General features: G+C 65.0%; 24 protein-coding genes. 7 read left to right on the top strand and 17 right to left on the bottom strand.

The window, feature by feature from the left end:
• Positions 1 to 74 precede the first annotated feature (74 nt).
• Positions 75 to 2,120: an NADH:flavin oxidoreductase gene (locus CK222_RS17485; RefSeq protein ID WP_095801215.1), complete on the bottom strand. Its 2,046-nt coding sequence runs from the start codon at positions 2,118 to 2,120 to the stop codon at positions 75 to 77.
• 199 nt (positions 2,121 to 2,319) lie between these two features.
• On the opposite strand from CK222_RS17485, the gene queF reads away from it, so the two are divergent.
• Positions 2,320 to 2,781: a preQ(1) synthase gene (queF, locus tag CK222_RS17480; RefSeq protein WP_067330169.1), complete on the top strand. Its 462-nt coding sequence runs from the start codon at positions 2,320 to 2,322 to the stop codon at positions 2,779 to 2,781.
• Positions 2,782 to 2,797: 16 nt separating this feature from the next.
• Here queF and CK222_RS17475 read toward each other — a convergent pair whose 3' ends face one another.
• The 5 genes from CK222_RS17475 to CK222_RS17455 form a co-directional block, all read right to left on the bottom strand.
• The gene (locus CK222_RS17475) at positions 2,798 to 3,661 is read right to left on the bottom strand and encodes an alpha/beta fold hydrolase (protein WP_095801214.1); all 864 of its coding nucleotides are present in this window, start codon (positions 3,659 to 3,661) and stop codon (positions 2,798 to 2,800) included.
• Positions 3,662 to 3,686: 25 nt separating this feature from the next.
• Positions 3,687 to 4,274, bottom strand: coding sequence for a hypothetical protein (locus tag CK222_RS17470; RefSeq protein WP_095801213.1), 588 nt, complete (start codon positions 4,272 to 4,274; stop codon positions 3,687 to 3,689).
• A 4-nt stretch (positions 4,275 to 4,278) separates the two neighbouring features.
• Positions 4,279 to 4,752: a DUF3828 domain-containing protein gene (locus CK222_RS17465; protein WP_095801212.1), complete on the bottom strand. Its 474-nt coding sequence runs from the start codon at positions 4,750 to 4,752 to the stop codon at positions 4,279 to 4,281.
• Positions 4,753 to 4,852: 100 nt separating this feature from the next.
• Positions 4,853 to 6,502: an ABC transporter substrate-binding protein gene (locus CK222_RS17460; RefSeq protein ID WP_095801211.1), complete on the bottom strand. Its 1,650-nt coding sequence runs from the start codon at positions 6,500 to 6,502 to the stop codon at positions 4,853 to 4,855.
• A gap of 215 nt (positions 6,503 to 6,717) precedes the next feature.
• Positions 6,718 to 7,758 (bottom strand): proline racemase family protein, encoded by a 1,041-nt coding sequence (locus tag CK222_RS17455; RefSeq protein WP_095801210.1) that lies wholly within the window; start codon positions 7,756 to 7,758, stop codon positions 6,718 to 6,720.
• A gap of 247 nt (positions 7,759 to 8,005) precedes the next feature.
• Here CK222_RS17455 and CK222_RS17450 point away from each other — a divergent pair, with 247 nt between their 5' ends.
• A complete protein-coding gene (locus CK222_RS17450) occupies positions 8,006 to 8,689 on the top strand; it encodes a GntR family transcriptional regulator (protein ID WP_067000956.1) in 684 nt (227 codons plus the stop codon).
• A 51-nt stretch (positions 8,690 to 8,740) separates the two neighbouring features.
• On the opposite strand, the gene CK222_RS17445 is transcribed toward CK222_RS17450, so the two are convergent.
• Positions 8,741 to 10,291 carry a trimethylamine methyltransferase family protein gene (locus CK222_RS17445; protein ID WP_095801209.1) on the bottom strand — a complete coding sequence of 517 codons (1,551 nt, stop codon included), beginning with the start codon at positions 10,289 to 10,291 and terminating at the stop codon, positions 8,741 to 8,743.
• A gap of 90 nt (positions 10,292 to 10,381) precedes the next feature.
• Between CK222_RS17445 and CK222_RS17440 the strand changes: the two genes are divergently transcribed.
• Complete coding sequence (locus CK222_RS17440) at positions 10,382 to 11,284, top strand: LysR substrate-binding domain-containing protein (protein ID WP_067000463.1); 903 nt, start codon at positions 10,382 to 10,384, stop codon at positions 11,282 to 11,284.
• Positions 11,285 to 11,329: 45 nt separating this feature from the next.
• The gene (gene mutL / locus CK222_RS17435) at positions 11,330 to 13,207 is read left to right on the top strand and encodes a DNA mismatch repair endonuclease MutL (protein WP_095801208.1); all 1,878 of its coding nucleotides are present in this window, start codon (positions 11,330 to 11,332) and stop codon (positions 13,205 to 13,207) included.
• A 184-nt stretch (positions 13,208 to 13,391) separates the two neighbouring features.
• On the opposite strand, the gene CK222_RS17430 is transcribed toward mutL, so the two are convergent.
• Positions 13,392 to 14,285, bottom strand: coding sequence for a DMT family transporter (locus CK222_RS17430; protein ID WP_095801347.1), 894 nt, complete (start codon positions 14,283 to 14,285; stop codon positions 13,392 to 13,394).
• A gap of 90 nt (positions 14,286 to 14,375) precedes the next feature.
• On the opposite strand from CK222_RS17430, the gene CK222_RS17425 reads away from it, so the two are divergent.
• Entirely contained in the window at positions 14,376 to 15,302 is a 927-nt protein-coding gene (locus CK222_RS17425) for a LysR family transcriptional regulator (protein WP_095801207.1), read from the top strand.
• A 10-nt stretch (positions 15,303 to 15,312) separates the two neighbouring features.
• Here CK222_RS17425 and CK222_RS17420 read toward each other — a convergent pair whose 3' ends face one another.
• Positions 15,313 to 15,894, bottom strand: coding sequence for a hypothetical protein (locus CK222_RS17420; RefSeq protein ID WP_095801206.1), 582 nt, complete (start codon positions 15,892 to 15,894; stop codon positions 15,313 to 15,315).
• Positions 15,895 to 16,006: 112 nt separating this feature from the next.
• On the opposite strand from CK222_RS17420, the gene CK222_RS17415 reads away from it, so the two are divergent.
• Positions 16,007 to 16,240: a DUF2093 domain-containing protein gene (locus tag CK222_RS17415; RefSeq protein ID WP_095801346.1), complete on the top strand. Its 234-nt coding sequence runs from the start codon at positions 16,007 to 16,009 to the stop codon at positions 16,238 to 16,240.
• A gap of 6 nt (positions 16,241 to 16,246) precedes the next feature.
• On the opposite strand, the gene lpxK is transcribed toward CK222_RS17415, so the two are convergent.
• From lpxK to epmA, 7 genes are all read right to left on the bottom strand, one after another.
• On the bottom strand, positions 16,247 to 17,284 hold the full coding sequence (gene lpxK, locus CK222_RS17410) for a tetraacyldisaccharide 4'-kinase (protein WP_095801205.1): 1,038 nt from the start codon (positions 17,282 to 17,284) through the stop codon (positions 16,247 to 16,249).
• A gap of 62 nt (positions 17,285 to 17,346) precedes the next feature.
• On the bottom strand, positions 17,347 to 18,663 hold the full coding sequence (gene waaA, locus CK222_RS17405; RefSeq protein WP_095801204.1) for a lipid IV(A) 3-deoxy-D-manno-octulosonic acid transferase: 1,317 nt from the start codon (positions 18,661 to 18,663) through the stop codon (positions 17,347 to 17,349).
• A complete protein-coding gene (locus CK222_RS17400) occupies positions 18,660 to 19,436 on the bottom strand; it encodes a lysophospholipid acyltransferase family protein (RefSeq protein ID WP_095801203.1) in 777 nt (258 codons plus the stop codon). The genes waaA and CK222_RS17400 overlap by 4 nt, the downstream gene beginning before the upstream one ends.
• Positions 19,437 to 19,441: 5 nt before the next feature.
• Entirely contained in the window at positions 19,442 to 19,687 is a 246-nt protein-coding gene (locus CK222_RS17395; protein ID WP_040973997.1) for a DUF4170 domain-containing protein, read from the bottom strand.
• 75 nt (positions 19,688 to 19,762) lie between these two features.
• Positions 19,763 to 20,557 carry a 3'(2'),5'-bisphosphate nucleotidase CysQ gene (locus tag CK222_RS17390; RefSeq protein WP_095801202.1) on the bottom strand — a complete coding sequence of 265 codons (795 nt, stop codon included), beginning with the start codon at positions 20,555 to 20,557 and terminating at the stop codon, positions 19,763 to 19,765.
• Position 20,558: 1 nt separating this feature from the next.
• Entirely contained in the window at positions 20,559 to 21,902 is a 1,344-nt protein-coding gene (locus tag CK222_RS17385; protein ID WP_095801201.1) for a TldD/PmbA family protein, read from the bottom strand.
• A 218-nt stretch (positions 21,903 to 22,120) separates the two neighbouring features.
• A complete protein-coding gene (gene epmA, locus CK222_RS17380) occupies positions 22,121 to 23,164 on the bottom strand; it encodes an EF-P lysine aminoacylase EpmA (RefSeq protein WP_095801200.1) in 1,044 nt (347 codons plus the stop codon).
• A gap of 129 nt (positions 23,165 to 23,293) precedes the next feature.
• On the opposite strand from epmA, the gene efp reads away from it, so the two are divergent.
• Positions 23,294 to 23,863, top strand: a complete 570-nt coding sequence (gene efp / locus CK222_RS17375) for an elongation factor P (protein ID WP_067000944.1) — start codon at positions 23,294 to 23,296, stop codon at positions 23,861 to 23,863.
• Between the two features lie 196 nt (positions 23,864 to 24,059).
• On the opposite strand, the gene CK222_RS17370 is transcribed toward efp, so the two are convergent.
• Entirely contained in the window at positions 24,060 to 25,208 is a 1,149-nt protein-coding gene (locus tag CK222_RS17370; protein ID WP_095801199.1) for a response regulator, read from the bottom strand.
• Positions 25,209 to 25,215 lie beyond the last annotated feature (7 nt).

Below are 25,215 nucleotides of genomic sequence, written 5' to 3'. Positions count from 1 at the left end.
AGCCCTCCGAATCCGCGCCCGAAAATTGCAAATAAGATCTGTCAGGTCTAGCCTGGCCATTGGAGGACCGAGGTTCAGATCCGGATGCCGAACCTGATGCCGTCATAGATAGCGGCGTGGATGTTGCGCGAGGCGACTGCGTCGCCGATGCGGAACAGAACAAAGCCGCCTTCCGGATTGCGCGGCGGAAAAATGTCGCCGCCGCTTACCAGCCGCTCGTAGTCGACCGCGCCGCCATTCTTCGACAGCGGCTTCAGCGCGAGGTAGAGATCGTCGAGCGGCGCGGTGCCATGCTCGACCACCACCTGGTCGACGCGCCGCTCGCCGCGCCAGCCATCGGCGAAGTCCGACGCCAGCTCGGCGATGAGCTGGTTACCCTCGCGTCGCACGGAGCGCAGACGAGTGTTGATGGTGACGGTGACGCCTTTCTCGTGGAAAGCCCGCATATAGGGCACGTGGTTCAGGCCGCCCATTTCCGGCGCGAAGAAGCGTTCGGGCGAGACCAGCTCCAGCTTCGAGCCGCTGTTGGCAATCAATTCCGCCGCGCCCATGCCCTGATGGCCGCCATTGTCGTCATAGAGCAGCACGTTCTCGGCCGGCTTGACGCTGCCGGCCATAATGTCCCAGCTCGAGGTGACGAGATTGTCGCCCGCTGCCAGCGGCGGGTTCTGCGGCAGGCCGCCGGTGGCGACAATCACCACATCCGGCGAAAGTGCGAGGACATCGTCCTTTTCGGCCCATGTGTCGTAGCGGATCTCGACGCCGAGGCGATCGAGCTCGGCAAGCCGCCAGTCGATGATACCGATCAGTTCCTTGCGCCGGGGATTTTGCGTCGCGAGCCGCACCTGGCCGCCGGCCTGGCTGGAGGCTTCGAGGACCATCACCTGATGGCCGCGTTCGGCGGCGACACGCGCGGCTTCCAGACCGCCCGCCCCGGCGCCGACGACCACCACCCGCCTCTTCGGCCCTTCGCTTTTCGCGATGACATGCGGGATCGTCGCTTCGCGGCCGGTGGCGGCGTTGTGGACGCAGAGCGCCTCACCGCCTTCATAGATGCGATCGAGGCAGTAGGTGGCGCCGACGCAAGGCCGGATCTCGTGCTCGCGCCCTTCCATCACTTTCCTGATGATATGCGGATCGGCGATATGGGCGCGCGTCATGCCGACCATGTCGAGCTTGCCGGAGGCGATCGCATGACGCGCGGTCGCGACATCGGAGATCCGCGCCGCGTGGAAAGTCGGGAATTTCGTCGCCGCCCTCACCTCGCCGGCGAAATCGAGATGCGGCGACGAGCGCATGCCGGTCACCGGGATGACCTTGGTCAGCGCCGCGTCGGTCTCGATCGAGCCGCGGATGATGTTGAGGAAATCGACCTTGCCGGAGCGAGCCAGACGTTTCGCGATCTCGACGCCCTCCTCCTTCGACAGGCCTTTTTCGAAATCCTCGTCGGCGACCATGCGGATGCCGACGACGAATTTCTCGCCGACCGCGGCGCGAACCGCATCCAGCACCATGTTGGTGAAGCGCAGCCGGTTGTCGAGCGAGCCGCCGAAATCATCGTCGCGATGGTTGGTGGCGGGCGACCAGAAGCCGTCCATCAGATGGCCGTAGGATTCGAATTCGATGCCGTCGAGGCCGGCCGCCTGGCAGCGCTGGGCGGCGGAAGCATAATCGGCAACGATGCGCTCGATGTCCCAGTCCTCGATGGTCTTGGGAAAGGCGCGATGCGCCGGCTCGCGCACCGGCGAGGCGGAAAGCACCGGCAGCCAGTCGGCCTTGTTCCAGCCGGTGCGGCGACCGAGATGGGTGATCTGGATCATGACCTTGCAGTCATGCTCATGACAGGCATCCGCAAGTTCGGCGAGCCACGGCACGATGGCGTCGTCATAGACATGCAGGTTGCCGAAGGCGGCCGGGCTGTCGCGTGACACGATGGCAGAGCCCGCTGTCATCGTCAGCGCCATGCCGCCCTTGGCCTTCTCGGCGTGGTAGAGCCGGTAGCGCTCCTTCGGCATGCCGTCCTCGGAATAAGCCGGCTCATGGCTGGTCGACATCACCCGGTTCTTCAGCGTCAGGTGCTTGAGCGGATAAGGTTGGAGAAGCGGGTCGTTGCTGGTCATCGTCTTCCTGCCGTATCAAATTGCGCGGGCGCTGCTCCCGCTTCCATTTCACGCATCGGATTCATCCGAAAACCGCTGCGCGGCTTTCGCTCCAATGCTAATGAGCCGCCAAACACGCCGGGTCCGTTCGATCGCGGCGCACTTTCAACTGATTGCACCTGCCGCCCTTGCAATCATCGGCGGCAGCGAGGAGCCATCGATGACCGACGCCAAAAACCTGACCCAGCTCGGCAAACACGTCGAGACGCCGCAGAGTCCCGAACAGGCAGTCCTGGAAACCGTGCCGTTCGAGCGAGGCGACGGCCCGCCCGCGATCGTGCGCTTCACCTGCCCGGAATTCACCTCGCTCTGCCCGGTCACCGGCCAGCCCGACTTCGCCCACATCGTCATCGACTACGCGCCCGACAAGACGCTGGTGGAATCGAAGTCGCTGAAGCTGTTCATGACCTCGTTCCGCAACCATGGCGCCTTTCACGAGGAATGCACCGTCATGATCGGCCGCCGCATCGTCGAAGCGACCAAGCCGCTCTGGCTGCGCGTCGGCGGCTACTGGTTCCCGCGGGGCGGCATCCCCATCGACGTCTTCTGGCAGACCGGCGCGCCGCCCGAAGGCGCCTGGCTGCCCGACACCGGGGTCGCGCCATATCGCGGGCGCGGGTGAGTTTATCGAGCGGCCATCAGACATGGCCGGCCGCATTGGTTCGGCACAGGTTGGTCGCAAGAAACGGAACGACCGAAATGCGATAGCGTTGCTGGTCGTGGCGCAACAGATCGACATGACCGGCGCCGTTGAACCAGACCAATTGCGAGGCAGCGGCTTTTTTCAGCGCCATTACCTGCCCGTGGTCTATAAAGGGATCCTCGCCGCCGGCGAGCAAGAGTAACGGCTTGCCGATTTCGCCGAGGCGGTCGACCGGCCTGACATCGTCGGCGCTTATTCCGAGCCGAAGCGGCATCTGCGCCAGAAGGACATCCGCTTGGAGGCTACGCAGCATGCTGAACGGCATTCGACGAGCCGTCGTCTCGCGCAATGTCGCGTAGAGCTGTTCCAGCACGTAGGCATCGGCGATCGCCTTCGGTGCAGCAAAGACAAAGGCTGCCGCTCCCAGCGAGGATCCCACGGCGCCGATCTTTTGCCCGGGGAAGCGCTGTCGGGCATATGTCAGGATGCGGACAGCGTCCTGCCCTTCAATGTAGCCGAAGCCTTGTACGGTTCCGCCGCTCTCGCCGTGCCCCGACAGATCGAACAGGGCAACCGAATAGCCGCTATCGGATAGCAGTTTTGCGCGTTGCAGCATCGCTAGCCTGTTGGCGCCGCGCCCGTGCAACAGGACGATCGCACCGCAACTGTCCTTTCGACCAATCACCCAACCGACAAGTTCGGGCGCACCAGCCTGGTTGAGCACGACGCGCTCGACGGGCACCTCGCTCGGCGCCGTCAAGTTCTGACGGAGCCCGCGGGCGATCAGCGTTGTTCCAGCCGCCCAGTCGGCCGCGCAAAGTCCGATAATCGCCGCCGCAAGGATAGCACGGAGTTTCATCTGTGATGCCCTGACCGCGACTTCATCATTCGCACTGGTACTGGCTGAGCGCCCATTCGCCGGTGACCGACAGGAGGTCGGAGATCTTCCAGTCGCCGCCGACCTTCTTCAGCTTCCATTCGAGACGGTGCTGGTGGCCTTCGACGACGAAGACGACCACCACCTTGGCCTCGTCACCATTGATCGCTTCGATGGTGCGCAGGCTCTTGTCGATGGCGAGCTTGTCGTAATCGGCATTGTCGAGCGCCATGTTGGGATCGAGGCACTCGCCCTGACCCGAGGCGCGCAGCGCGTCGGCTTTGTCGAGTACGCTCTTCGCCGGATCGCTGAAGTTCTCGCGCTGGCTGGGGTCCAATTCCAGCCCGAGATGCTCGTAGAAGGGCTTCACCACCGCCGTCGGCGATCCGTGCAGGACGGGCGCAGCTGGCGCCGGTTCGGCCAGCTTGCTTTCAGGCGTTGTGGCCGGCGCCGACTTCTCGATCGCCGGCGCATTGTCGCCAGAGGACGCGTTCGGCGGCGGCGAGCCGAACAGTCCTTGCCCGTAGGCGCCGCCGTTCAGCCCCGCGGTCAGCATCGACAAGCTCGACAGCGCGAGGACCAGACGCCGAAGCACGGCGTCACTCCGTCGAGGAGCCGCATTCCAGCGCGCTGAGCGTCCAGTCGCTGGTTTTGGAGGTGATGTCGGCGATCTTCCACTTGCCGTCCACTTTCTTCAGCGACCACACCATTTCGCGTTTGGAGTCATCGCCTTCCGGGAAAAGATCGAAGCTTGCCGTCACCTCGGCGGTGTCGCCATTGACGGCCTCGGCAAGCTTCAGCGTCTTCGACACGGTCTTCTGGTCGAAATCCTGGGCGTCGAGGCCTGGGTCGAAGTCGATGCAGGATACCTCGTCGGGCTTCTCCTTGCGGGCCTTGTCGTTGGCTTCGAAGAGCTTGGTGACCGGCTCGGTGAAGCGGTCGCGGTATTTCGCGTCCGCCTCGAACTTCACTTCAGGCACATAGAAGAACTTCACGGCGTTGGAAGCCGGCCCGGCGAGTGCCGCGGCAGGCAAGGCGATCGAGATGGCAACTGCCAGCATCATCGGTCTCATGCAGGATCTCCGGATGGTCGGCGGCGTGGTGGCACGATCACCACCACGCATCCTGCATATCGGCTTTTTCACGGCGCATGAAGTCCTTGCGCTGCGCGCCTTAAGCTTCCAGCCAGACGTTCTGGAAGTCCATTTGATAGGTCTGGTGCATGGCGTAGTTCTTCACCTTCTTGTTCATGTGGCAGTAGAGCTTCTGCCAGAACGGCTGGATGATGACGCCGGAGTCCTGCAGAATCTGCTCGACGTCCTTCATCACCTCCTTGCGCTTGGCGACGTCGATCTGCGACAGCGCCTCCTTGAGCTTGGCGTCGAAATCCGGGTTCGAGAACGCGGTCTCGTTCCAGGCCTCGCCGGTACGGTAGCCCAGCGCCAGCACCTGCACGCCGAGCGGGCGCATGTACCAGATGGTCATGGAATAAGGATATTTCGTCCAGTCGTTCCAGAAGGTCGAACCGGGCAGCACCGTGCGCTTCACCTTGATGCCGGCATCGCGCAACTGGCCGGCGATCGCGTCGCCGGTGTTCTTCTGCCATTCGTCCTCGACCGTGATCAGCTCGTGCTCGAAGTCGGCCTGCCCGGCGTCGGCCATCAGCTTCTTGGCGCCCGCCGCGTCCCGTTCCTTCTTCGGCAGCGGGTAATATTCCGGATGGATCGGGCTGACATGGTGGTTCTCGCCGACCGTGCCGCGGCCGGCGTAGCCGAGCTGCATGACCTGGTTGTTGTCGACCGCCATCTGCAGCGCATTGCGCACCCGTTTGTCATCGTAAGGCTTGTGGGTGATGTTGGTGCGCGCAACGAGCGTGGTCGCCGTCGCGACTTCCGATTTCACCAGCTCCATCTTGTCTAGGGGGTCGATGAAGTCGGCCGGCGTCTCGAAATCGAGATCGATCTCGCCGGAATCGAAGGCATTCAGCGTGGCGTTGAAGTCGGTGCCGTAGTCGATGAACTCGACCCCGTCGAGCGGCGCTTCGCCGCCCCACCACTTGCCGTTCTCGCGGCGCTTGACCACGGCTTTCTGGCCCACATCGTAAGACACCAGCTCGAAAGCGCCGGTGCCGATCGGCTTCTTGATCGGATCGGCGCCATCCTTGTCGAAGTTGCGATGCACGACCAGCGCCGGATAGTCGGTGAAGCCCGGGATGATCGCGATATCGGCTTCGGACAGCTTCAGCTTGACCGTATGGTCATCGACCTTGGTGATCGCGCCATCCCTTGCCTTGCCGGTCTTGGCGTCGACCAGCGCGCCGACGCGGGCGGCCATGGAATTGCCGGAAGCCCCCTTCTCGCACCAGCGATTGAGGTTGAAGACGACGTCATCGGCGTTGAAGGCATCGCCGTTGTTCCAGGTGACGCCTTTGCGCAGATGCAGCGTGTATTCGGTGGCGTCGTCGTTGACGTCCCAGCTTTCGAGCAGCACCGGCTCGAAGGTGAACTGGTGCGTGTAGCGCACGAGCGGCTCCAGCCAGGTGCGGGTGACATTCGCCATCTCCGTCCAGTCATAGGTGCGCGGGTCCTTCTGCGCCTTGACCGACATCGCGACATGCAGCGTTCCGCCTTTCTTCGGCTCTTGCGCCAGGGCTTTTGTCGGCGCGGCAAGGCCGATCATGCCATAGGCGAACGCCGTCGACGCGCCGAAGGCGCTTGCCAGCGCCAGGAATTCGCGCCGGTCCACGCGCCCCACGCGCGCTTCTTTAGCCATCGCCTCGATGGCGGCAGGAACGCGATCACCGTTGCTTTTGAAGATTGTCATTTTTTCCTCCCATGTTGCGAAACATTGGCCATCCTGGTGCACTTTTTTTCAGCTGTAGATGGCGCCTGCAGCGTGAGCGTGCGTCCAGCTGTCTTGCCTGAGATAGTGAGAACTCGCTCCATCCTGCGGCATTTCGAATATCGTATACGAGCCTTGTTGAGCGTCAAGCTTTCTGGGGCATGAGTTGGAGAAAGATGCCGGGCGAAGAACCACCTTCACACCTTCGCACGCTTCATCGGCCAGGTGTCCGCCACGCGATAGCCCGCCGGCCAAGGATCTTCAGGATCCAGCATGTGCTGATGGATGCCGGTGATCCAACCGCGACCGCTGATCTGGGGGCGTATTGCGGGCATACCGACAACCTGCGTGGTGCCGAGAATCTTGCCGTGAAATTCTGACCCGATGATGGACACACCGGTGAAGCAATCCTCGGCTGTCATTTGACCCTTCGCGTGCAAGAGCGCCATGCGGGCCGACACCGCCGTTCCGGTCGGCGATCGGTCGAGCTTGCCAGGTTTTATCGAAACGACCGATTTTGCGCGGAGGCGGTTGCCATCCTGGGTGATGGCGCCGGCAAAAAGACAGAACGAATGGTGGCGCCAATCGGGACGCTCAGGGTGGGAGAACGCCATTTGTCGATTGGCCGCATCGGTGATGCGCACCCCAAGTTCGGCGAGATCACGAGCCTCGTCGGTTTCAAGCGCTAACCCTAGGGCAGGTGCGTCCACGACGACGAAACTGTCGCCTCCATAGGCCGTGTCGACCGTGATGGTACCGAGGCCATCGACCTCAAGCGGCACACCGACCCTGTTGGCGAATGATGGTACGTTTTCGACCGTGATGCGCTGGGCTTTTCCTCCGGCACAGTCGGCCCGCACGCGTACCAGACCGCCCGGCGCCTCGAGCACCATTTCGGTTACCGGCTCCTGCATGGGGATGATCCCGGTGTCCAGAATTACCGTCGACACGCAGATCGAATTGGAACCGGACATCGGGGGTGTATCCTCCGGTTCCATTATGATCCAAGCCATCTGCGCATCGGGATGCTTCGGAGGGACCAGAAGGTTGACGTGCCGGAAGACGCCGCCGCGCGGTTCGTTGAGAACGAAGTTACGAAGTCCGTTGTCTTCTGCGATCCATTTGCGCTGGTCCCAGACGGTGTCTCCCGGCGGAGGAGAAACTCCGCCAACGATGACATCCCCGACTTCGCCCTCCGCGTGGCAGGAAACAACATGGATGACCTTCGTGCTTCGCATTCGGGAGTCCCCAGAGCCGCGGCTTCCGATTGGATATCGTATACGATCTTCGGCTCTCGTCAAGGCTCGATTGAAGGGAAATGCGCCAGTTGCTGCTGATCGGCCGGGCTCAAAAGAGCCCACGCCGGACGGCATCTCAGGCCATACAGACACTCGGGTTGAGCAGAATCGCGAGCGTATTTGATCGCGAACATCGTCTACGATATCTATGTTTGCAGATCTGACGCTCCGTGCGGAGACTCTACACGTGCCATTTGCATTTGCTGACATTCCCGATTTGGGTGCCGCCCCCACCGCTTCCGACGTGGTTTTGAAGTTCATCCGCGGAGCAATCATATCCGGGTCGCTTGATGAGGGCGAACCGATCAGGCAAGACGACGTCGCCCGCATGTTCAACATCAGCAAGATTCCGGTGCGCGAAGCTTTGAAGCGGCTCGAGGCAGAGGGATTCGTGGCATTTCAGCGAAACAAGGGCGCAATTGTCGCCAGCATGTCGGAACCGGAGATCGTGCAGATTTTCGAGGTCCGAGCCATGCTGGAATCGAACGCAATTCGGCTTTCCCTTCCTCACATGAACGAGAAGACCTTCGATAAAGCGCAAGCAAGTTGCGACTCCTTTGCGAAGGAAACCGACGTCGGCCGCTGGGCGGAACTAAATTGGGAGTTCCATTCCAGTCTTTATCTAGACGCCGGGCGACCATATCTGCTCCGCATGATCCGGTCGGTTAACGATCGCATCGAGCGCTATCTGCGAGTTCAGCTGACGATTTCCGGCGGTCATGAGCTTGCGGATCGAGAACATCGCGAAATCCTGGCCGCCTGCCGCGCTGGCGAGACCGAACAGGCCGCAAAGTTGGTCTACGATCATATTATGAACGCCTGTCAATCGCTTCAGAAACACCTGGCGAACGGTAAGGTGCGCGCTGGCTGAGCCATTGGCTTGCTGTCAGTCACGATTGCCGACGGCCTTTGCCCATTTTTGTCAACTAACGGTATCAGGCAGCTTTTCCTCGCGCCGCGCGATCAAATCCTTGAGACCTTCGGCGATGCCGTCGTCGAGCTTCGGCTCCTGGTAGTCGGCGAGCATGTTGCGCGCCCTTTCGCGGCCGCGCGTGTCGTGATCCTTCGCGCCCTCGGCTGTCCATTGTTCGAAGGAATTGAAGTCCATGATGCTCGGCATGAAGAAGGCGCGCTCGAAATGCTCGAGCGTGTGCTGCGTGCCGAGAAAATGCCCTTGCGGACCGACCTCGCGGATCGCCGCCATGGCCTCCTTGAAATCGTCGAAGGGAACGCCGCCGGCATATTTGTACCAACCGACGAGCTGTTCGCAGTCGGTGGCGAATTTCGAATAGCCGCAGGTAAGGCCGGCTTCAAGCCAGCCGGCGGAGTGCCAGATGTAATTGGCGCCGGCGAGGATCGCGGCATGCATAAGCATGTTCGCCTCGTAGCCGGCCTGGGCGTCGTTGAGCTTGGAGCCGACGTGGAAGCCCGAGGTGCGCCACGGCAGTTTGTATTTCCGCGCCAGCGCACCCATCAGATACATCATCTGCGCGGCCTCCGGCGTGCCCCCCATCGGGGCGCCGGTCTTCATGTCGACGGTCACCATGAACTGGCCATAGATCTGCGGCGAGCCGGGGCGGATCAGTTGGGTGAATGCGACGCCTGCCAGCGCCTCGGCATTGACCTGCGCGACCGCGCCGACGGCGGAGGCCGAGGTCGAGGCGCCGCAGAGCGCGAAGGGTGCCAGGATCAGCGGCTGGTTGTGGCGGGCATAGACCCGCATCGCGTCAAGCATGGTGGCGTCCCACACCAGCGGCGAATTGCAATTGGTGATCGCCACCAGCACCGGATTGTCGCGCACGAACTCCTCGCCGAACACGATCGCAGCCATCGCCATCGTGTCTTCGGCCCGCTCCTTCGACGTCACGATGCCCATGAACGGCTTGTCGGAGTGCTTGAGCGCCGAATGAATGATGTGGAGGTGCCGCTTCGGCACCGGGATCTCCATCGGCTCGCAGATGATCGAGCTCGACGAATGCAGCGCCGGCGCCATGTAGGCGAGCTTGTGGAAATTGTTGAGGTCGTTCAGCGTGCCGTAGCGCCGCTTGTTGTCGAGGTCGCGCACATAGGGCGCGCCGTACATCGGCACGAAGATCGAGTTCTTGCCGCCGACGCGAACCGTACGCTCGGGGTTGCGCGCATTGAGCGTGAATTCCGGCGGGACCTTCGAGACAAGCTCCATCAGCAGCGCGCGATCGATGCGGACGCGTGTGTCCTTGACGTCGGCGCCCGCCGCCTTCCAGAGCGCGATCGCTTCGTCGTCGCGGAACTCGCAGCCAACCTCCTCGAGGATTTTGAGCGACTCCTCGTGGATCAGCTCCACCGCCTCGTCGGGCACGATCTCATAGGCCGGAATCTGGCGAACGAGCGTCGGGAAAGACGCGACCGGCGCGCTTCTCAGCGCCTTGCGCCCAAGGCGGCCGCCGCCGCGACGGTGGGTCGGCTCAGTCAATTCAGCGGCCGGTGCGTTCATGTTGTCTCCTTCATCCCGCCCGACCAAGTTAGCGACACGAAATATGGATGTGACGCTGGAAAATCCTGATCTCCTGTATAAGCTGCGCTTATGCGAAGCCTACGCCACCTCCTGCCCTCGGCCGGCAGCCTCGTCGTCTTCGAGGCGGCAGGCCGGCTGTCGAGCTTCACCGCCGCCGGGCGCGAGCTCGGCATGACCCAGGCGGCCGTATCCTATGCGGTGCGCGGACTGGAGGAACAGCTCGGCGCCAAGCTGTTTCAGCGCCGCCACCGCCAGGTGCTCCTGACCGAGGCCGGCGAGCGCTTCCACGCGGACGTCTCGCTGGGGCTGTCGCATATCCGCAAATCTGCCGAGGACCTTCGCCTGCAGGCGACCGGCGGCCATGTGACCCTTGCGGCCTCGACCGCCTTCGGCTCGTTCTGGATGATGCCGCGCCTGCAGCAGTTCCGCGACCAACTGCCGGGCATCGACCTGCGCATCCAGACCGCCGACCGCGACCTCGACATCATTGCCGAGGGTATTCCGCTCGGCGTGCGCGGCGGTGTGCCGCGCGACTGGCCGGACTATCACTCGCTGTCGCTGTCCGACGAAGAGATCTTCCCCGTCGCGGGACCGAGCTATCTCGCCAAATTCGGCATGCCGAAGACGGTGGAGGAACTGGCCACCCACCGGCTGATCCATCTCGAGGAGCCCTATCGCGAGGCGCCGAACTGGGACGAATGGTTCGCGTCGGCCGGAACCAGCCTGCGCAATGCCGAGCGCGGCCTGCGCATCAACGACTATGCCCTGGTGATCCAGGCGGTGATGGAAGGGCAAGGCATCTCGCTTGGCTGGCGGCATCTGGTCGAGCGGCTGGTGGCATCAGGGCTGCTGGTGCCCGTGACCGACCATGTGATGAGGACCGGCATCGGCTTCCACGTCATCTGGCCGAAGAACCGCGAGCTCAGCGACAACGCGCGCAAGGTCAGGGACTGGCTGGTGGCGCAGGCATGAAGTAGCCCCTCCCCCACACCGTTCGAATCCGCCTATAATCCTCGGATGCCCATTCGCCAGCTTTCCGAAACGATGATCAACCAGATCGCCGCCGGCGAGGTCATCGAGCGTCCCGCAAGCGTGGTGAAGGAGTTGGTCGAGAATGCGCTCGACGCCGGCGCGTCGCGCGTCGAGATCGTCACCGCCGGCGGCGGGCTCTCGCTCATCCGCGTCACCGATGACGGCTCGGGCATTCCCGAGCGCGAACTGGCGCTGGCAGTTGCCCGACACTGCACATCGAAGCTGTCGGACGATATCCACGACATCCGCTCGCTGGGATTCCGCGGCGAGGCGTTGCCGTCGATCGGCTCGGTGGCCAGGCTTTCGATCCGCTCGCGCACGGCCGCCGGCGACAGCGCGGCCGAGATCAGCATCGAGGGCGGCCGGGTGTCGGCCGTCAAGCCGGCGGCGGCCAACCGCGGCACCACCGTGGAAGTGCGCGACCTGTTCTTCGCCACGCCGGCACGGCTCAAATTCATGAAAGGCGAGCGCGCCGAAAGCTCGGCCACCGGCGACGTGGTGAAGCGCATCGCCATTGCCTTCCCCGCCGTGCGCTTCACGCTTGCCGGATCCGACCGCTCGACGCTGGAGCTGCCGGCGACCGGCGACACGCCAGAGGGCCGGCTCGCCCGCGTCGCGCAAGTGATGGGCGCCGACTTTCCCGACAATGCCATTGCCATCCATGCAATGCGCGACGGCGTGCATCTTGCCGGCCACGTCTCGATCCCTTCCTACACCCGCGCCAACGCGCTGCAGCAATATGCCTATGTCAACGGCCGGCCGGTGCGCGACAAGCTGATCGCCGGCGCGATCCGCGGCGCCTTCGCCGACGTGCTGCCGCGCGACCGGCATGCGGTGACCGTGCTGTTCCTTTCGCTCGATCCGGCAACCGTCGACGTCAATGTCCACCCGGCCAAGGCCGATGTGCGCTTCCGCGATCCGGGCCTGGTGCGCGGGTTGATTGTCGGCGCCATCCGCGAGGCGATGGCCGGCGCCGGCATCCGGGCCGCGACCACCGGCGCGGCCGGCATGATGGCGGCTTTCCGGCCCGGCGCGGCGTCCTATTCGCATCCCGGACCGGCCAATGGCCACCGCAGCTATGAGGCCGCTTTTCGCGCCTCCGGCTCCAGCTTCGACCACGGTTCGAATTTGGCGCGCTCGCCGCAGCGGCCGCTCGACATGGGCGAAGCGCGGCCGGCGCGAGGCGGCTTCGCCGAGAACGATCAGGCTGCCTTCGACACCAGGCCGCTGGCAAGCGCCGACGCGCGGGCGGGCATCGCCGAGCCGGCCGAGGCGCTGCTCGGCGCGGTGCTGGGCGCGGCGCGCGCTCAGGTGCATGAGAACTATATCGTCGCCCAAACCCGGGATTCGCTCATCATCGTCGACCAGCATGCCGCACATGAGCGGCTGGTCTACGAGGCCTTGAAGAACGCGCTGCACTCTCGCGCCGTGCCTTCGCAGATGCTGCTTTTGCCCGAGATCGTCGACCTTCCGGAAGAGGATGCCGAACGGCTGGCGATGCATTCCGAGACACTGGCCAAATTCGGCCTCGGCCTGGAGCGCTTCGGCCCGGGCGCGGTGGCGGTGCGCGAGACGCCGTCGATGCTCGGCGAAACCAATGTGCAGCAACTGGTGCGTGACCTCGCCGACGAGATCGCCGACAACGACACGGTCGAGACGCTGAAGGAACGGCTGGACAGAATAGCCGCGACCATGGCCTGCCACGGCTCGGTGCGCTCGGGCCGCCTGCTCAAGGCCGAGGAGATGAACGCGCTGCTGCGCCAAATGGAGGCGACGCCCGGCTCCGGCACCTGCAACCATGGCAGGCCGACCTATATCGAGCTGAAACTCGCCGACATTGAAAGATTGTTCGGGCGAAGGTGAGCGCGCCAATTCCCCTCACCCAGCCTCGCTTCACTCCGCTGACTTCTCCCTATGGGGAGAGGAGACCTTCAGCGCCAGCACCAACCCGTTCTCGTGGCCGCGTAGCGGCCGGATGAGGGGCAAGAAAAGGGCCGCTCGAGGCGGCTCTTTCCTTTACTCAAGGCACCGGCCTCAACCCTTTGACTTACCGCTTCAAATTCACCACGATCACACCGCCGAGCGCCAGCGCGCCGCCGAGCATGCCGAGCAGAGTCGGTACTTCGCCGAGCCAGAAGAATCCAATCAGAGCGGAGGTCGGCGAGACCAGATAGAGGAAGTTCGAGGCGCGCGCGGCCGGCAGGCGCGACAGCGCGGTGGCCCAGGCGGCGTAGGCGATCAGGCTGGGCACAATGCCCAGATAGATGACGGCGCCGAGGCCGGCCATGTCGGCGACCGCAGCCTGCGAAAACGCTTCCGCCAGGAAGGGCGACAGGCAGAGCGCGCCGAGCACCATGTTGGAAGCGGCGATCGTCAGCGGATGGTGGCGGGCAAAGAGCGGCTTCTGGACGATGGTGTTGACGGCCGAGCAAAGGGCCGAGCCCAGCACCAGCAGCGCTCCGGTGTTGAAATGCAGGCCATGGCCGTCCGCCACCGCGATGATGCCGATGCCGGCAAACGAGATCACCGTGCCAAGCCAGGCCATGCCGGAAAAGCGCTCGCCGAGCAGCGCCATGGCCATGATGGCCGTGAAGATCGGGCTGACATTGATGATGAAGCCGGCGGCGCCCGCCGAGACGGTGAGCTCGCCGAAATTGAGCATGGCGGTGTAGAGCGCGACGAAGATGGCACCGCCGAAGCCGAAACGCCACAGCTCATCGATCCTCGGCAGCGCCGGACGCTTGACCGCAAGGAAGATCGCTGCCGGCACGGCCGCGATGGCGAAGCGCAGCGCCCCGAGTTCCAGCGGCTGGAAGGCGGCAAGGCCAGCGCGGATCGCCGGGAAGGCAGACGCCCAGCCGACCACCGTCAGCGCCACCGCGATCGCGGCCGTGGTGTCCATGCGCTGTGTCTCATTCAACGTGCCGGTGTACGCGCTCATTGCTGAATCCTCGTCCTTCAGTGTCATGGAGAGAGAAAACGCCATTGCCCGCCGATTGACAAACGAGCAATTCGAGGGTCAGCTGTGAGCATGCTTCACAGCTCTGACCAGCTATTGCCGCTCGAGACTTTGCGCGCCTTCGACGCGGCGGCGCGGACCGGAAGCTTTTCCGCGGCGGCCGAAAGGCTCAACCTCACCCATGGCGCGATCAGCCGTCAGATCGCCAAGCTGGAGGACTGGCTCGGGCTCAAGGTGTTCGAGCGCAACGCGCGCGGCGTGACGCTGACCAATGAGGGCAACCGGCTGCACCTGCGCACCACAGAGGCCTTCGCGCTGATCTCGGTCAATTCCGACCGCTGGGTCGAGCCGCGCGGCACCGCGGTGGTGCGGCTGGCTTCGATCCCTTCGGTCAGCGGCCTTTGGCTGATGCCGCGCATGGCGGCGCTCGAAAACAACCCGACGCGGCTGCGCATCGTGCTCGACGTCGACAACCGCCAGGCCGACCTTGCCGACGAAGGCATCGACCTTTCGGTGCGCTGCGGGCGCGGCCGCATTCCGGGCCGCGTCTCGGTCCAGCTTTTCGAGGAGCACATCTTCCCGATCGCCTCGCCGGAGCTGGCGGAGGAGATCGGGCACGGCGACCCGGACCGGCTGCTCAAATTCCCGCTGATCAACGATTCCGACGCGTCCGCCTGGCGCGCCTGGTTCGCGGCACAGGGGGTCGATTATCGCCCGCGCCCGCAGGACCGGCGTTTCGAGGACTACAATCTGGTGCTCGACGCGGCGGCGCACGGGCTCGGCATCGCGCTGGCGCGGCCGCCGCTGACGGCAGACCAGTTGAAGTCGGGCCGGATTGTTCCCGCTGACGAGCGGGTCGCGCTGAATCCGGTGTCCTACTGGCTCGACCGCCCGGTCGGACGGCCGCGGGCGGCCGCCGCCGATCTCGCCAGGCGCATCGCCGAACAGGCGGGGCTGGCGCCGGAGAAGCTCGAAGCCTTCCTGCAGGACGAGGACTAGATCGCCCGGATCAGCGAAGCAGCATCAGCACGATCGTGGTGGTCGCAGCCGAGACGACGGCCGTCACGATCGATATCATCCACAGCGGCGTCTGGCCGGGTTCGGATCGCGGGGCATGGCCGGGGCTGCGAACGCCGCCGCGCGGCGGGGCATTGGCGTTGGCCGCTACCAGCACTCCGGACGCAAGCGCCGGCGAGAACGAAGAGGGCGCCGCCACGACCCTTGCGGTGCCATCGGCGGCCGGCGGTGGAACCTGGGGCAGCGCCCGCGAAAGCTGATCGGCGTCAGCCGCCGACCTGCCAACCGGAGACTTCGTCGAGGCGCCATCAGGGCCGGCATCGGATTCCAGGACGGCTCTGTAGGCGTTCTCGATCTCGGCCGAGGACAGACGCTGAGTTGGTCGAGCGGCCGGCAACGTGCCGTTCAGCGCCTGCGCCGCCACCTGTGCGGAGGACACGACGGAGGGCGCCGGCGGCTGGACGAGCGCCTTGACCAGCGCCGCGGTCGCAGGTTCGCCCTTGGGCGACGGCACCGGCCGCGGCGCCAGCGCCTCTTTCAGCAGCGACGTCACGCTGGCGTTGGTGATGTCCATGGCGCTTCCCGACAACCATTGTGCCAACCGGCATACTACATGAGCATTGCGCCAAGCTTGACCTTGCCTTCGATTTGTGGCGATTGAACCCTATGAACCTATGCGCCATTCCATGATGAACCGTTTTGAAGGCCCCGGCGGCAAGGAAGCGCGCATCCGCTATCTCGACGGCGACTTCCAGGTGACGAGCCCCGGCGCGTTCGTGCGCTGCGCGGTGACCGGCGACAGCATCCCGCTGGACGAGCTCAAATACTGGAGCGTCGCCAGGCAGGAGCCATATGTGAACGCGGCAGCGTCGCTGCGGCGTGAGATCGAGGCGCATCCGGAGCTGCGCAAGCGCGGGTAGAACCTCCTAGGATGAGGACGGTCTCATCTTGCGCTGCCGCCATGCATCCAGCGTCTCATTGATGATGCGCTCCGGCACGTGGTCGATCTCGAACACGGCGTCGATCTCAAGCACGTCGAGCTGCTCCAGGAAGCCGGCGGGTGCGGCGCCGTGGCGAAGCCGCGCGGCATCCTTTGCCGTGGTGACAAGCCGAAGCCCCTCGCGCTTGGCAAGCGCCGCCAGATCGGCAAGCTCGTCCGCGGCGTAGAAATGATGGTCGGGAAAAGCGCGCGACAGCGCGACCTCGCCGCCGACGCCGCGCAGCGTATCGAAGAATTTTTCCGGATGGCCGATGCCTGCAAAGGCAAGGAAGCGCCCGCCGGCGAAGCGCGCCGGGTTCGCCGGCTCGACATGGGCCAAAAAGATCGGCCGGCCGGCGCGCGCCGCCTGGCGTACCACCGTATCGGCCGCGCTCCCCTCGCCCATCTTCAGCAAGCCGCCGGTGAACACCAGCTGATCAACGATCTTTGCCCGGAGCGGCCCGCCCGGAATGACGCGGCCATTGCCGATGCCGAAACGCGCATCGACCACGACCAGCGCGTAGTCGATATGGATGCGCGCCGATTGGAAACCGTCATCCATGATCAGCAAGTCGCAGCCATGCTCTGCCATCAGCAGTTTGGCGCCGGCGGCGCGGTTGGCCGTCACCGCGACCGGCGCATGTTCGGCAAGCAGCAGCGGCTCGTCGCCGACATGCTTGGCCGCGTCGTGATGCGCATCGACGACATGCGGCTTGGCGAAGGATCCGCCATGGCCGCGCGACAGGAAGCCGGGCGTGAGCTGCATGCGCTTTGCCTGTTTCGCCAGCGCGATGGCGACCGGCGTCTTGCCGCTGCCGCCAACGGTAAAGTTGCCGACGCACAGCACAGGTGCCGCGACCTTCTCGCGCGGCGCGTGCCGCATGCGGCGCCCAGCCACCATTCCATACATCGCGGACACCGGCGAAAGCGCCAGCACGCGCCAGTCCGGCTTTTCCCACCAGAAGGGCGGCGCTTCGCTGGTCATGGCGCGACTTCCATGGCGCATGACCCTTTCCAAAGATCGGATCCGAGTTTTTGGGCCATGCGCTAGCGCCCGTTGGCGCCTTTCAGGCGCGCCTTGACGACCAGCGGCTGGATGTAGGGTTCGAGCGACTTCAGCGTGCGCTGAAGCGCGCCGCGCATCTCATCGACGGTCGCTGCACCCGCCGCCATCATCTCGTGGCGCACCGCCTCGTTGCTCAAAAGGAAATTGACGGCGCCGGCCAGCATGTCGCGGTCGCGCACCAGCTTGGCGCCGCCGCGATCGAGCAGGCGCTGATAGGCTTCGCGGAAATTCTGCACGTTGCGGCCGGCCAGCACCGCCGTGTCGAGCATCGCCGGCTCCAGCGGGTTCTGGCCGCCCTCGGAGGTCAGCGAGCGGCCGACGAACGCGATCTCGGTCAGCCTGAGATAAAGTCCCATCTCGCCGATCGTGTCGCCGAGCAGGATATCGGTGTCGGGCGTGATGCGGTCGCCCTTGCTGCGGCGCGCCACTTTCAGCCCCATGCCGGATATCTGCGCGGCCAGCGCGTCCGCGCGGTCGGGATGGCGGGGCACGACGATGGTCAGCAGTCCAGGGTGGCGCTTGTGCAAGGTCGCATGGACTTCCGCCGCGGCGACCTCCTCCCCGTCATGGGTCGAGATCGCCGCCCAGGTCGGGCGTAAGCCGATCTGGCGCTGCAGGATCGCCAGCGCCCGCTCGTCGACCGGCGGCGGGTTGGTGTCCACCTTGAGGTTGCCGGAAACGGTCACCGGCCGGGCGCCGAGGACGCGGAACCGCTCGCCGTCGACATCCGACTGGGCAACGACATGGGCAAGATTCTCGAACAGCGCCTCGGCGACGCCGGCGCGCTTCTTCCACGACCGGAACGAACGGTCCGACAGCCGCCCATTGACCAGGACCTGCGGCACGTTGCGCGCGCCGAGTTCCAGGATGGTCATCGGCCAGATCTCCGATTCGGCTATGATGGCCAGCTCCGGCAGCCAGTGATCGAGGAAGCGGCTTACCGCGGGCTTGAGGTCGAGCGGCACATATTGGTGGATGATGCGACTGCCAAGCCGCTCGTCGGCGACCTTGGCCGAGGTCACGGTGCCGGTCGTCAGCACGATGTTGACGCCGTAATCGAGAATGCTTTCGACCAGCGGCACGACGGCGATCGTCTCGCCGACGCTCGCGGCGTGGATCCAGATCACCGGTCCTTCCGGACGCGGACGGCCGGCGACGCCGTAGCGCTCGCGACGGCGAACGCGGTCTTCCTTGCCGCGCGAGGCGCGCCAGGCGACATAGGGTCCGATCAGCGGATAGGCGACGGCCCCGGCGTAACGATAGGCGGTCAGGGCGGCGCGCGCCCAGCGCTCGCTCATTTGTCGCCGTCCACGAGGCGGTAGGCCTCGGCGGTCGCGGCGTTGAGCGAGGCGGTGACCTCCTGGCGCTTGCGCTCCATCTCGGCGTCGTCGGCGTTGGCCGGCACGAAGACCGGCTGTCCGACAATAACGGCGGAGCGGCCGAACGGCAGGTTGATGGTGGTCTTGTCCCAGCTCTTTTCCAGCATCTTGCGGCGGCTGGTGGCGATCGCCGAGGGCAGGATCGGGCGCCCGGAAAGCCTGGCCAAAAGCACGATGCCCAGCCCCGCGTCGCGCGGCGTGCCATGCGGAATGTCGGCGATCATCGCGACATTCTTGCCGGCCACCAGCGCTTTCTTGAGCGCAATCAAGGCTTTCGCGCCGCCTTTGTCGAGATGCCTCGAACTGTCGCGGCCACCCGAGCCGCGCACCGCCTCGATGCCGAATCTGTTCAGCATCAGCGCGTTGAGCTCGGCGTCGGCACTGCGCGAGACCATGGCGACCAGCGGCCGGCCCTTGGGATAATAAGCCGGCGTCAAGAGATGCTGGCCATGCCACAGCGCGATGATGCCCGGTTCGAGATGCGCATAGGCGCCGCCGGCGACCTGCGTCGACCCTTTCACCAGCGGGCTGGTGATGCGAATCAGCCGCACGAACCAGGCGAACAGGCTGGCGATGAAATTCTTGACGAATCGCGACTGGGCGAGCGGCTCTCGGATGCGGCGCCACAGCGTGCGAGTCCCGCCCCGCCCGGCGGCGCGCCCCGTCGCTCCTTTCACCGCTTCATGCTCCATCGATGTCAACCGGCTGCCTTTGTTTCCGGGTCGAGCAACCGGTGCAGGTGAACGACGAAATAGCGCATATGGGCATTGTCGACGCTGGCCTGCGCCTTCGCCTTCCACGCGGCGTGCGCCGATTGATAGTCGGGGTAGATGCCGACGATGTCGAGCGCATCCAGATCACGGAACTCGGTTCCACCCAGCTTTTTCAGCTCGCCGCCGAACACCAGGTGCAAAAGCTGTTTCTTTCCGTCTTCCACGGCCATGCCGATCCTTCGCAGATTCATGAATTTTGTGAAATGTTTAGACCAAAGCCGCCGATTTTGAAACCGTGGGCCGACTCACCCTTGGTCAGCTCCGGCAATGACGCCGGCCAGGACACCCAGCAGTTCGCCGCTGCCGGCGGCGAGCGCGCCATGGTTGATCACCTCGCCGGCATAGCGCGGCGGCTTGCCGGTACGGTCGAGCAAGGCGCCGCCCGCTTCGCGGAGGATAAGGTCGGCGGCGGCGATGTCCCAGTCATGCGCGTTGGGCTTGACGAAGGTCGCGTCGAGCTTGCCGTTGGCGATCATCGCCAGCCGGTAGGCGAGCGAGGGTATGTAAGCGACGCGGCGCATCCGGGCTTGCCAGGAAGCGGGCATGCGCTCGACCAGCGGCTTCGGCCCGCCGATCTCGACGGTATCGCCGAGTTGGCGGACCTGGATGCGCTTGCGGTTGAGGAACGCGCCCTCGCCCGGCAGCGCCCAATAGGTCTCGCGCTTGGCCGGACATTCGAGCACGCCGGCCAGCGAGCGGCCATCCTCGACCACGGCGACGCTGACGCACCAGGAATGCAGGCCATCGAGAAAGCCGCGCGTGCCATCGATAGGGTCGACGACGAAAGTGCGGCGGGCCGACAGCCTGGCATGATCGTCGGCGGTTTCTTCGGACAGCCAGCCATAATTCGGCCGCGCCTTGAGCAGGGTCTCGCGCAGATAGGCGTCGGCCGCATGGTCGGCTTCGCTGACCGGCGAGGTCCCGCCCTTCATCCACACCTGGGGGTTTTGACCGAAATAGCGCATGGCGATGGTGCCCGCCTCCCGGGCGGCGTCGCGCAGCAGAGCAAGGTCTTCGTGCGTCTCGGCTGAGATGACCATGTCAGGCGCCGGCAAGGGTCATCCCCTCGATCAGCAGCGTCGGCGCGGCAGTGCCGAAATTGCGGTCGAGATCGCTCGCCGGCACCATGTTGAGGAACATGGTCTTCAAATTGGAGGCGATCGTCACCTCGGCCACCGGATAGGCAAGCGCGCCGTTCTCGATCCAGAAGCCGGAGGCGCCACGGCTGTATTCGCCGGTCACCATGTCGACGCCCTGGCCGAAGACCTCGGTGACGTAGAAGCCGCGCTGCAGCGAGGCGATCAGCTCCTCCGGCGCGCGATCGCCGGGCTCGATGGCCAGATTGGTCGAGGACGGCGAAACCGAAGAGCCGCTGCGCGAGCCACGGCCGTTGGTGACGAGACCAAGCTCGCGCGCGGCCGAGGTCGACAGAAACCAGTGGTTGAGCACGCCTCTGTCGACCATCAACAGCTTGTCGCCCTCGACGCCTTCGCCGTCGAAGGGCCGCGACGCCTGGCCGCGACGCCGCAGCGGCTCGTCGGTGACGGTGATCGCGCTTGAGGCTACCTGCTTTCCCATCATGTCGCGCAGGAAGCTGGTCTTGCGCGCCACCGCGGCGCCGTTGATGGCGCCGGCGAGATGGCCGGCAATGCCGCGCGCCACACGCGGATCGAACACGACGTCGACCGGGCCGGTCGCCGCCTTGCGGGCGCCGAGGCGACGCACGGCGCGTTCGCCGGCCTTGCGGCCGATCTCCTCCGGCGCGTCGAGATCGGCGAAATGCTGGCGCGAGGAGAATTCATAGTCGCGTTCCATGCCCGTGCCTTGGCCTGCAATGACGCTGGTCGAGCGCGAAAAGCGCGACGCGACATATTGGCCGACAAAGCCATGCGAGGTCGCAAGCACCAGGCCGCCAAGGCCGGCGCTGGCGCTGCTGCCGGAGGAATTGGTGACGCCCTTGACGGCAAGGGCCGCCGCTTCCGCTGTCAGCGCCGCCTCCTTGAGCTGATCAGCCGACACCTCGGTCGGATCGAAGAGGTCGAGATCACGCAAATTGTGGGCGAGCAGCGCCGGGTCGGCAAGGCCCTGGAACGGATCCTCGGGGGAGACTCTCGCCATGGCGACGGCGCGCTCGGCAAGCGCCTTCGGGTCGGAGGCGGCGGTGGCCGAGACGCTCGCCACGCGCTGGCCGACGAAGACGCGCAGGGACACGTCCTCGCTTTCCGACGATTCGGTGCCTTCGACCTTGCCCAGCCGCACCGACACGCCGGCCGAACGGCCGCGCACGGCGACCGCGTCGGCGGCGTCCGCCCCGACGCGCTTGGCCGCCTCGACGAGCGCCGCGACGCGGCCGGTCAGTTTCCCTGCGTCGAGCGTGTTGGTCATGGTTAGTCCTGTTTGTTCAAGCTGTGCGGGAGGGCAGATGCTGCCGCACATCCATGGATACCGGGCCGCCATCTCTGGAAGCCCGCACTATCGTCTTGGATGCTGCTGCACCATCTATTGTTCCACCACCGCTTGTGCAATGGCGGATGCGGCAATCTCAAGGCAATCGCGGCCCTTCGCAGCGCACTGCCCCGCCGCAACCGCATGAACAGTGCGGATTAGCCGGCCACCGGCGCCCAGATCACATCTTCAATCCTGGCGGCGCCGGTTGCCAGCATCACCAGCCGGTCGAAGCCGAGGGCCGAGCCGCTCGCCTGCGGCATGATGGCAAGCGCGGCGAGGAAATCCTCGTCCAGCGGATAGCGCTCGCCATAGATGCGCTCCTTCTCGTCCATCTCGGCGACGAAGCGGCGGCGCTGCTCGGCCGGATCGGTGAGCTCGCCAAACGCATTGGCGAGCTCGACGCCGCAGCAGTAGAGCTCGAAGCGTTCGGCGACGCGCGGGTCCTCCGCGCTCGGCCGGGCAAGGGCCGCCTCGGAGACTGGATAGCCATAGAGGATTGTCGCCCGTCCCTGCCCCAGCGCCGGCTCGACCTTTTCCACCATCACGCGGCTGAACAGGTCGGCCCAATTGTCGTCGGGCGCGGTGCGCAGGCCGGCGCGGACCAGGCCCTGGTGGAGCGCTTCGCGGTCGGTGCTGCCGTCGGCGCCGACGGTCGCCAGCAGTTCGATGCCGGCATGGCGCATGAATGCTTCCGCCACGCTCAGCCGCTCCGGCTCGGCGAAGGGATCGGCCTCGCGGCCACGAAACCGAAAGCTTTTGGCCCCGGCCTTCTCCGCGGCGAGCGCCAGAAATTCGGCGCAGTCGGCCATCAGGCGCTCATAGGCCTCGCCGACGCGGTACCATTCGAGCATGGTGAATTCGGGATGATGCAGCGGCCCACGCTCGCGGTTTCGGTAAACGGAGCCCAGGCTGAAGATGCGCTTCTCGCCGGCGGCAAGCAGCTTCTTGCAGGCGAATTCCGGCGAGGTGTGAAAGTATAACGGCTGGCGCGACGCGTCCGGCGCGATCGCCTCGGTGGCGAAGGCCGCAAGGTGCGCCTCGTTGCCGGGCGAAACCTGCAGGGCGGCCGTCGTCACCTCAACGAAATCGCGCTCCGCGAACCAACCGCGCAAGGCGGCGGCAAAGGCGTTGCGCGCCATCAGCCTTGGCCGGCGGTCGGCATGAACATGCGGCGTCCACCAGGGCGAAGCGGTGGTCATGGGCGGGAAAATCGCCGAGGAGGCTGGCGGTTCGACGCAAGATGCGCTACGGCGCACGCGATGGCCGCCGTCGCCGCTTCGTGGGCAAAGACGCTTGCAGGCCGAAAAACTCGATTGGGATTGAATATCGTGGTCAAGGTCATCGCCAGTTCCTTACGCAAAGGCAACGTCGTCGATAAGGACGGCAAGCTCTATGTCATCCTCTTTGCCGAAAACATCCACCCTGGCAAGGGCACGCCGGTGACGCAGCTCGACATGCGCCGCATCGGCGACGGGGTGAAGATCTCGGAGCGCTACCGCACGACCGAGATGGTCGAGCGCGCCTATGTCGAGGAGCGCGAGCACACCTTCCTCTATTCCGACGGCGAAGGCTTCCATTTCATGAACCCGGAAAGCTACGACCAGGTCGTGGCCTCAGAAAGCGTGGTCGGCGACATGGCGCCCTACCTGCAGGAAGGCATGGCGGTGCAGCTGGCGCAGTTCAACGGCGCGCCGATCTCGCTGACGCTGCCGCAGCGCGCCGTCTTCGAGGTGGTCGATACCGAGCCGGTCACCAAGGGCCAGACGGCGTCCTCGTCCTACAAGCCGGCCGTGCTCTCCAACGGCGTGCGCACCGCCGTGCCGCCGCACATCACCACCGGGACGCGCGTAGTGGTGATGACCGCCGACGGCTCCTATGTCGAGCGCGCCAAGGACTGAGGGTACAGCAGTCAACTATCACAGCGCGCCTGCGGCCAGGCGGGCCTATCGTCAGCACGGTTTGTCCGCCGTCTGGGCGTGAGGCTCTGACCCGAAGCGGATTTGCGGTTGCCGCGACGTGAACGGCAGATCCGCGCCGCGGCGCCGGTGGTTCGACGCACCGCATCGCCCGAACGAAGCCGGAGTGCGCTCAACGCTAGATTGGCCGACCGATCCACCGCACGATTTCATAGGCAGGCATCGGGCGGCGAAAGCCCTTCAGCGTCAGTTCGCCAACAGGAACGGATTCGACCAGCGACTCGACAGCTCCGAGGACCCGTTGGCTAACAAGAATCTGGCGCGATTTGGCCTCCTCGCATAAACGGGCGGCATGGTTCGACACAGTGCCGATGACGGCATAGTCCGAGCGCTGATCAAAACCGATGCGCCCGATGGTTGCGTGGCCCCTGGCAATGCCGATCCCAAAGCCAAGCAAATAGTCCCGCTTGCGCCATCGCTCGGAATGCTCGTCAATCGCTTCGCGCATTGCGGCAGCCATCGAGACAGCTCTCTCGCTGTGGTCGGCACATGGCATTGGATCGTTGAAAACCACGACGATACCGTCGCCCACGAACCGCTCGAGCGTCCCCTCGTGACGGACGATTTGTTCGCCAAGACAGGAATGATACTCGGCCAGAACTGTCATGACTTCTTCGGGTTCGGCGGTCTCTGCGAACGCCGTGAAGCCGCGCAAATCGCAAAAGACAACCGTCACCTCGCGGCGGTGGCTCTGCAAGAGCGCATCTCCATTGCCCGCCGCAACGATGAGGTCGGCGACCTGTTCGGGCAGGAACCGCCTGAGCCGCGCCATTCGCTCGAGCTCCGTCACCTGGCCGGCCACGGTTTGCTCGAGCGAGCGGTTCCAGTCGGAAAGTTGCGCGGCTTGGTCCTCGAGGCGCTTAGCTTGGCTCGCGACAGTGTCGTGAAGCGCCTTCTGGCGCAACATCGAGCGCACCCGCGCCAGCAGCGCCCTGTGCTCGAAGGGCTTTGTCAGATAGTCGTCGCCACCGGCGTCCAGCCCCTCGACCACGTCGCGCGTGTCGGCTTTCGCGGTGACCAGAATGACGGGGATCGATCGCAGCGATTGATCCTGCTTGAGCATGCGGACCACACTGATGCCGTCGAGCTTCGGCATCATGATGTCGAGCAGGATCAGATCCGGCGTGAGTTCGCGGGCTTTCGCAAGCCCCTCTTCACCATCGGCGGCGGTTACAACTTCATAGCCATTCGCCTCGAGACGCATGCGCAGGATCTCGAGGTTTTCCGGAGTATCGTCAACCGCGAGAATGCGAGGCGGATCGTGCAAGGTGTTG

The organism is Mesorhizobium sp. WSM3866 (genome assembly GCF_002294795.1).
Taxonomy (GTDB): Bacteria; Pseudomonadota; Alphaproteobacteria; order Rhizobiales; family Rhizobiaceae; genus Mesorhizobium.
Note: the sequence above shows the minus strand (reverse complement) of the source record. Positions and strands in the feature narration are given on the sequence as shown.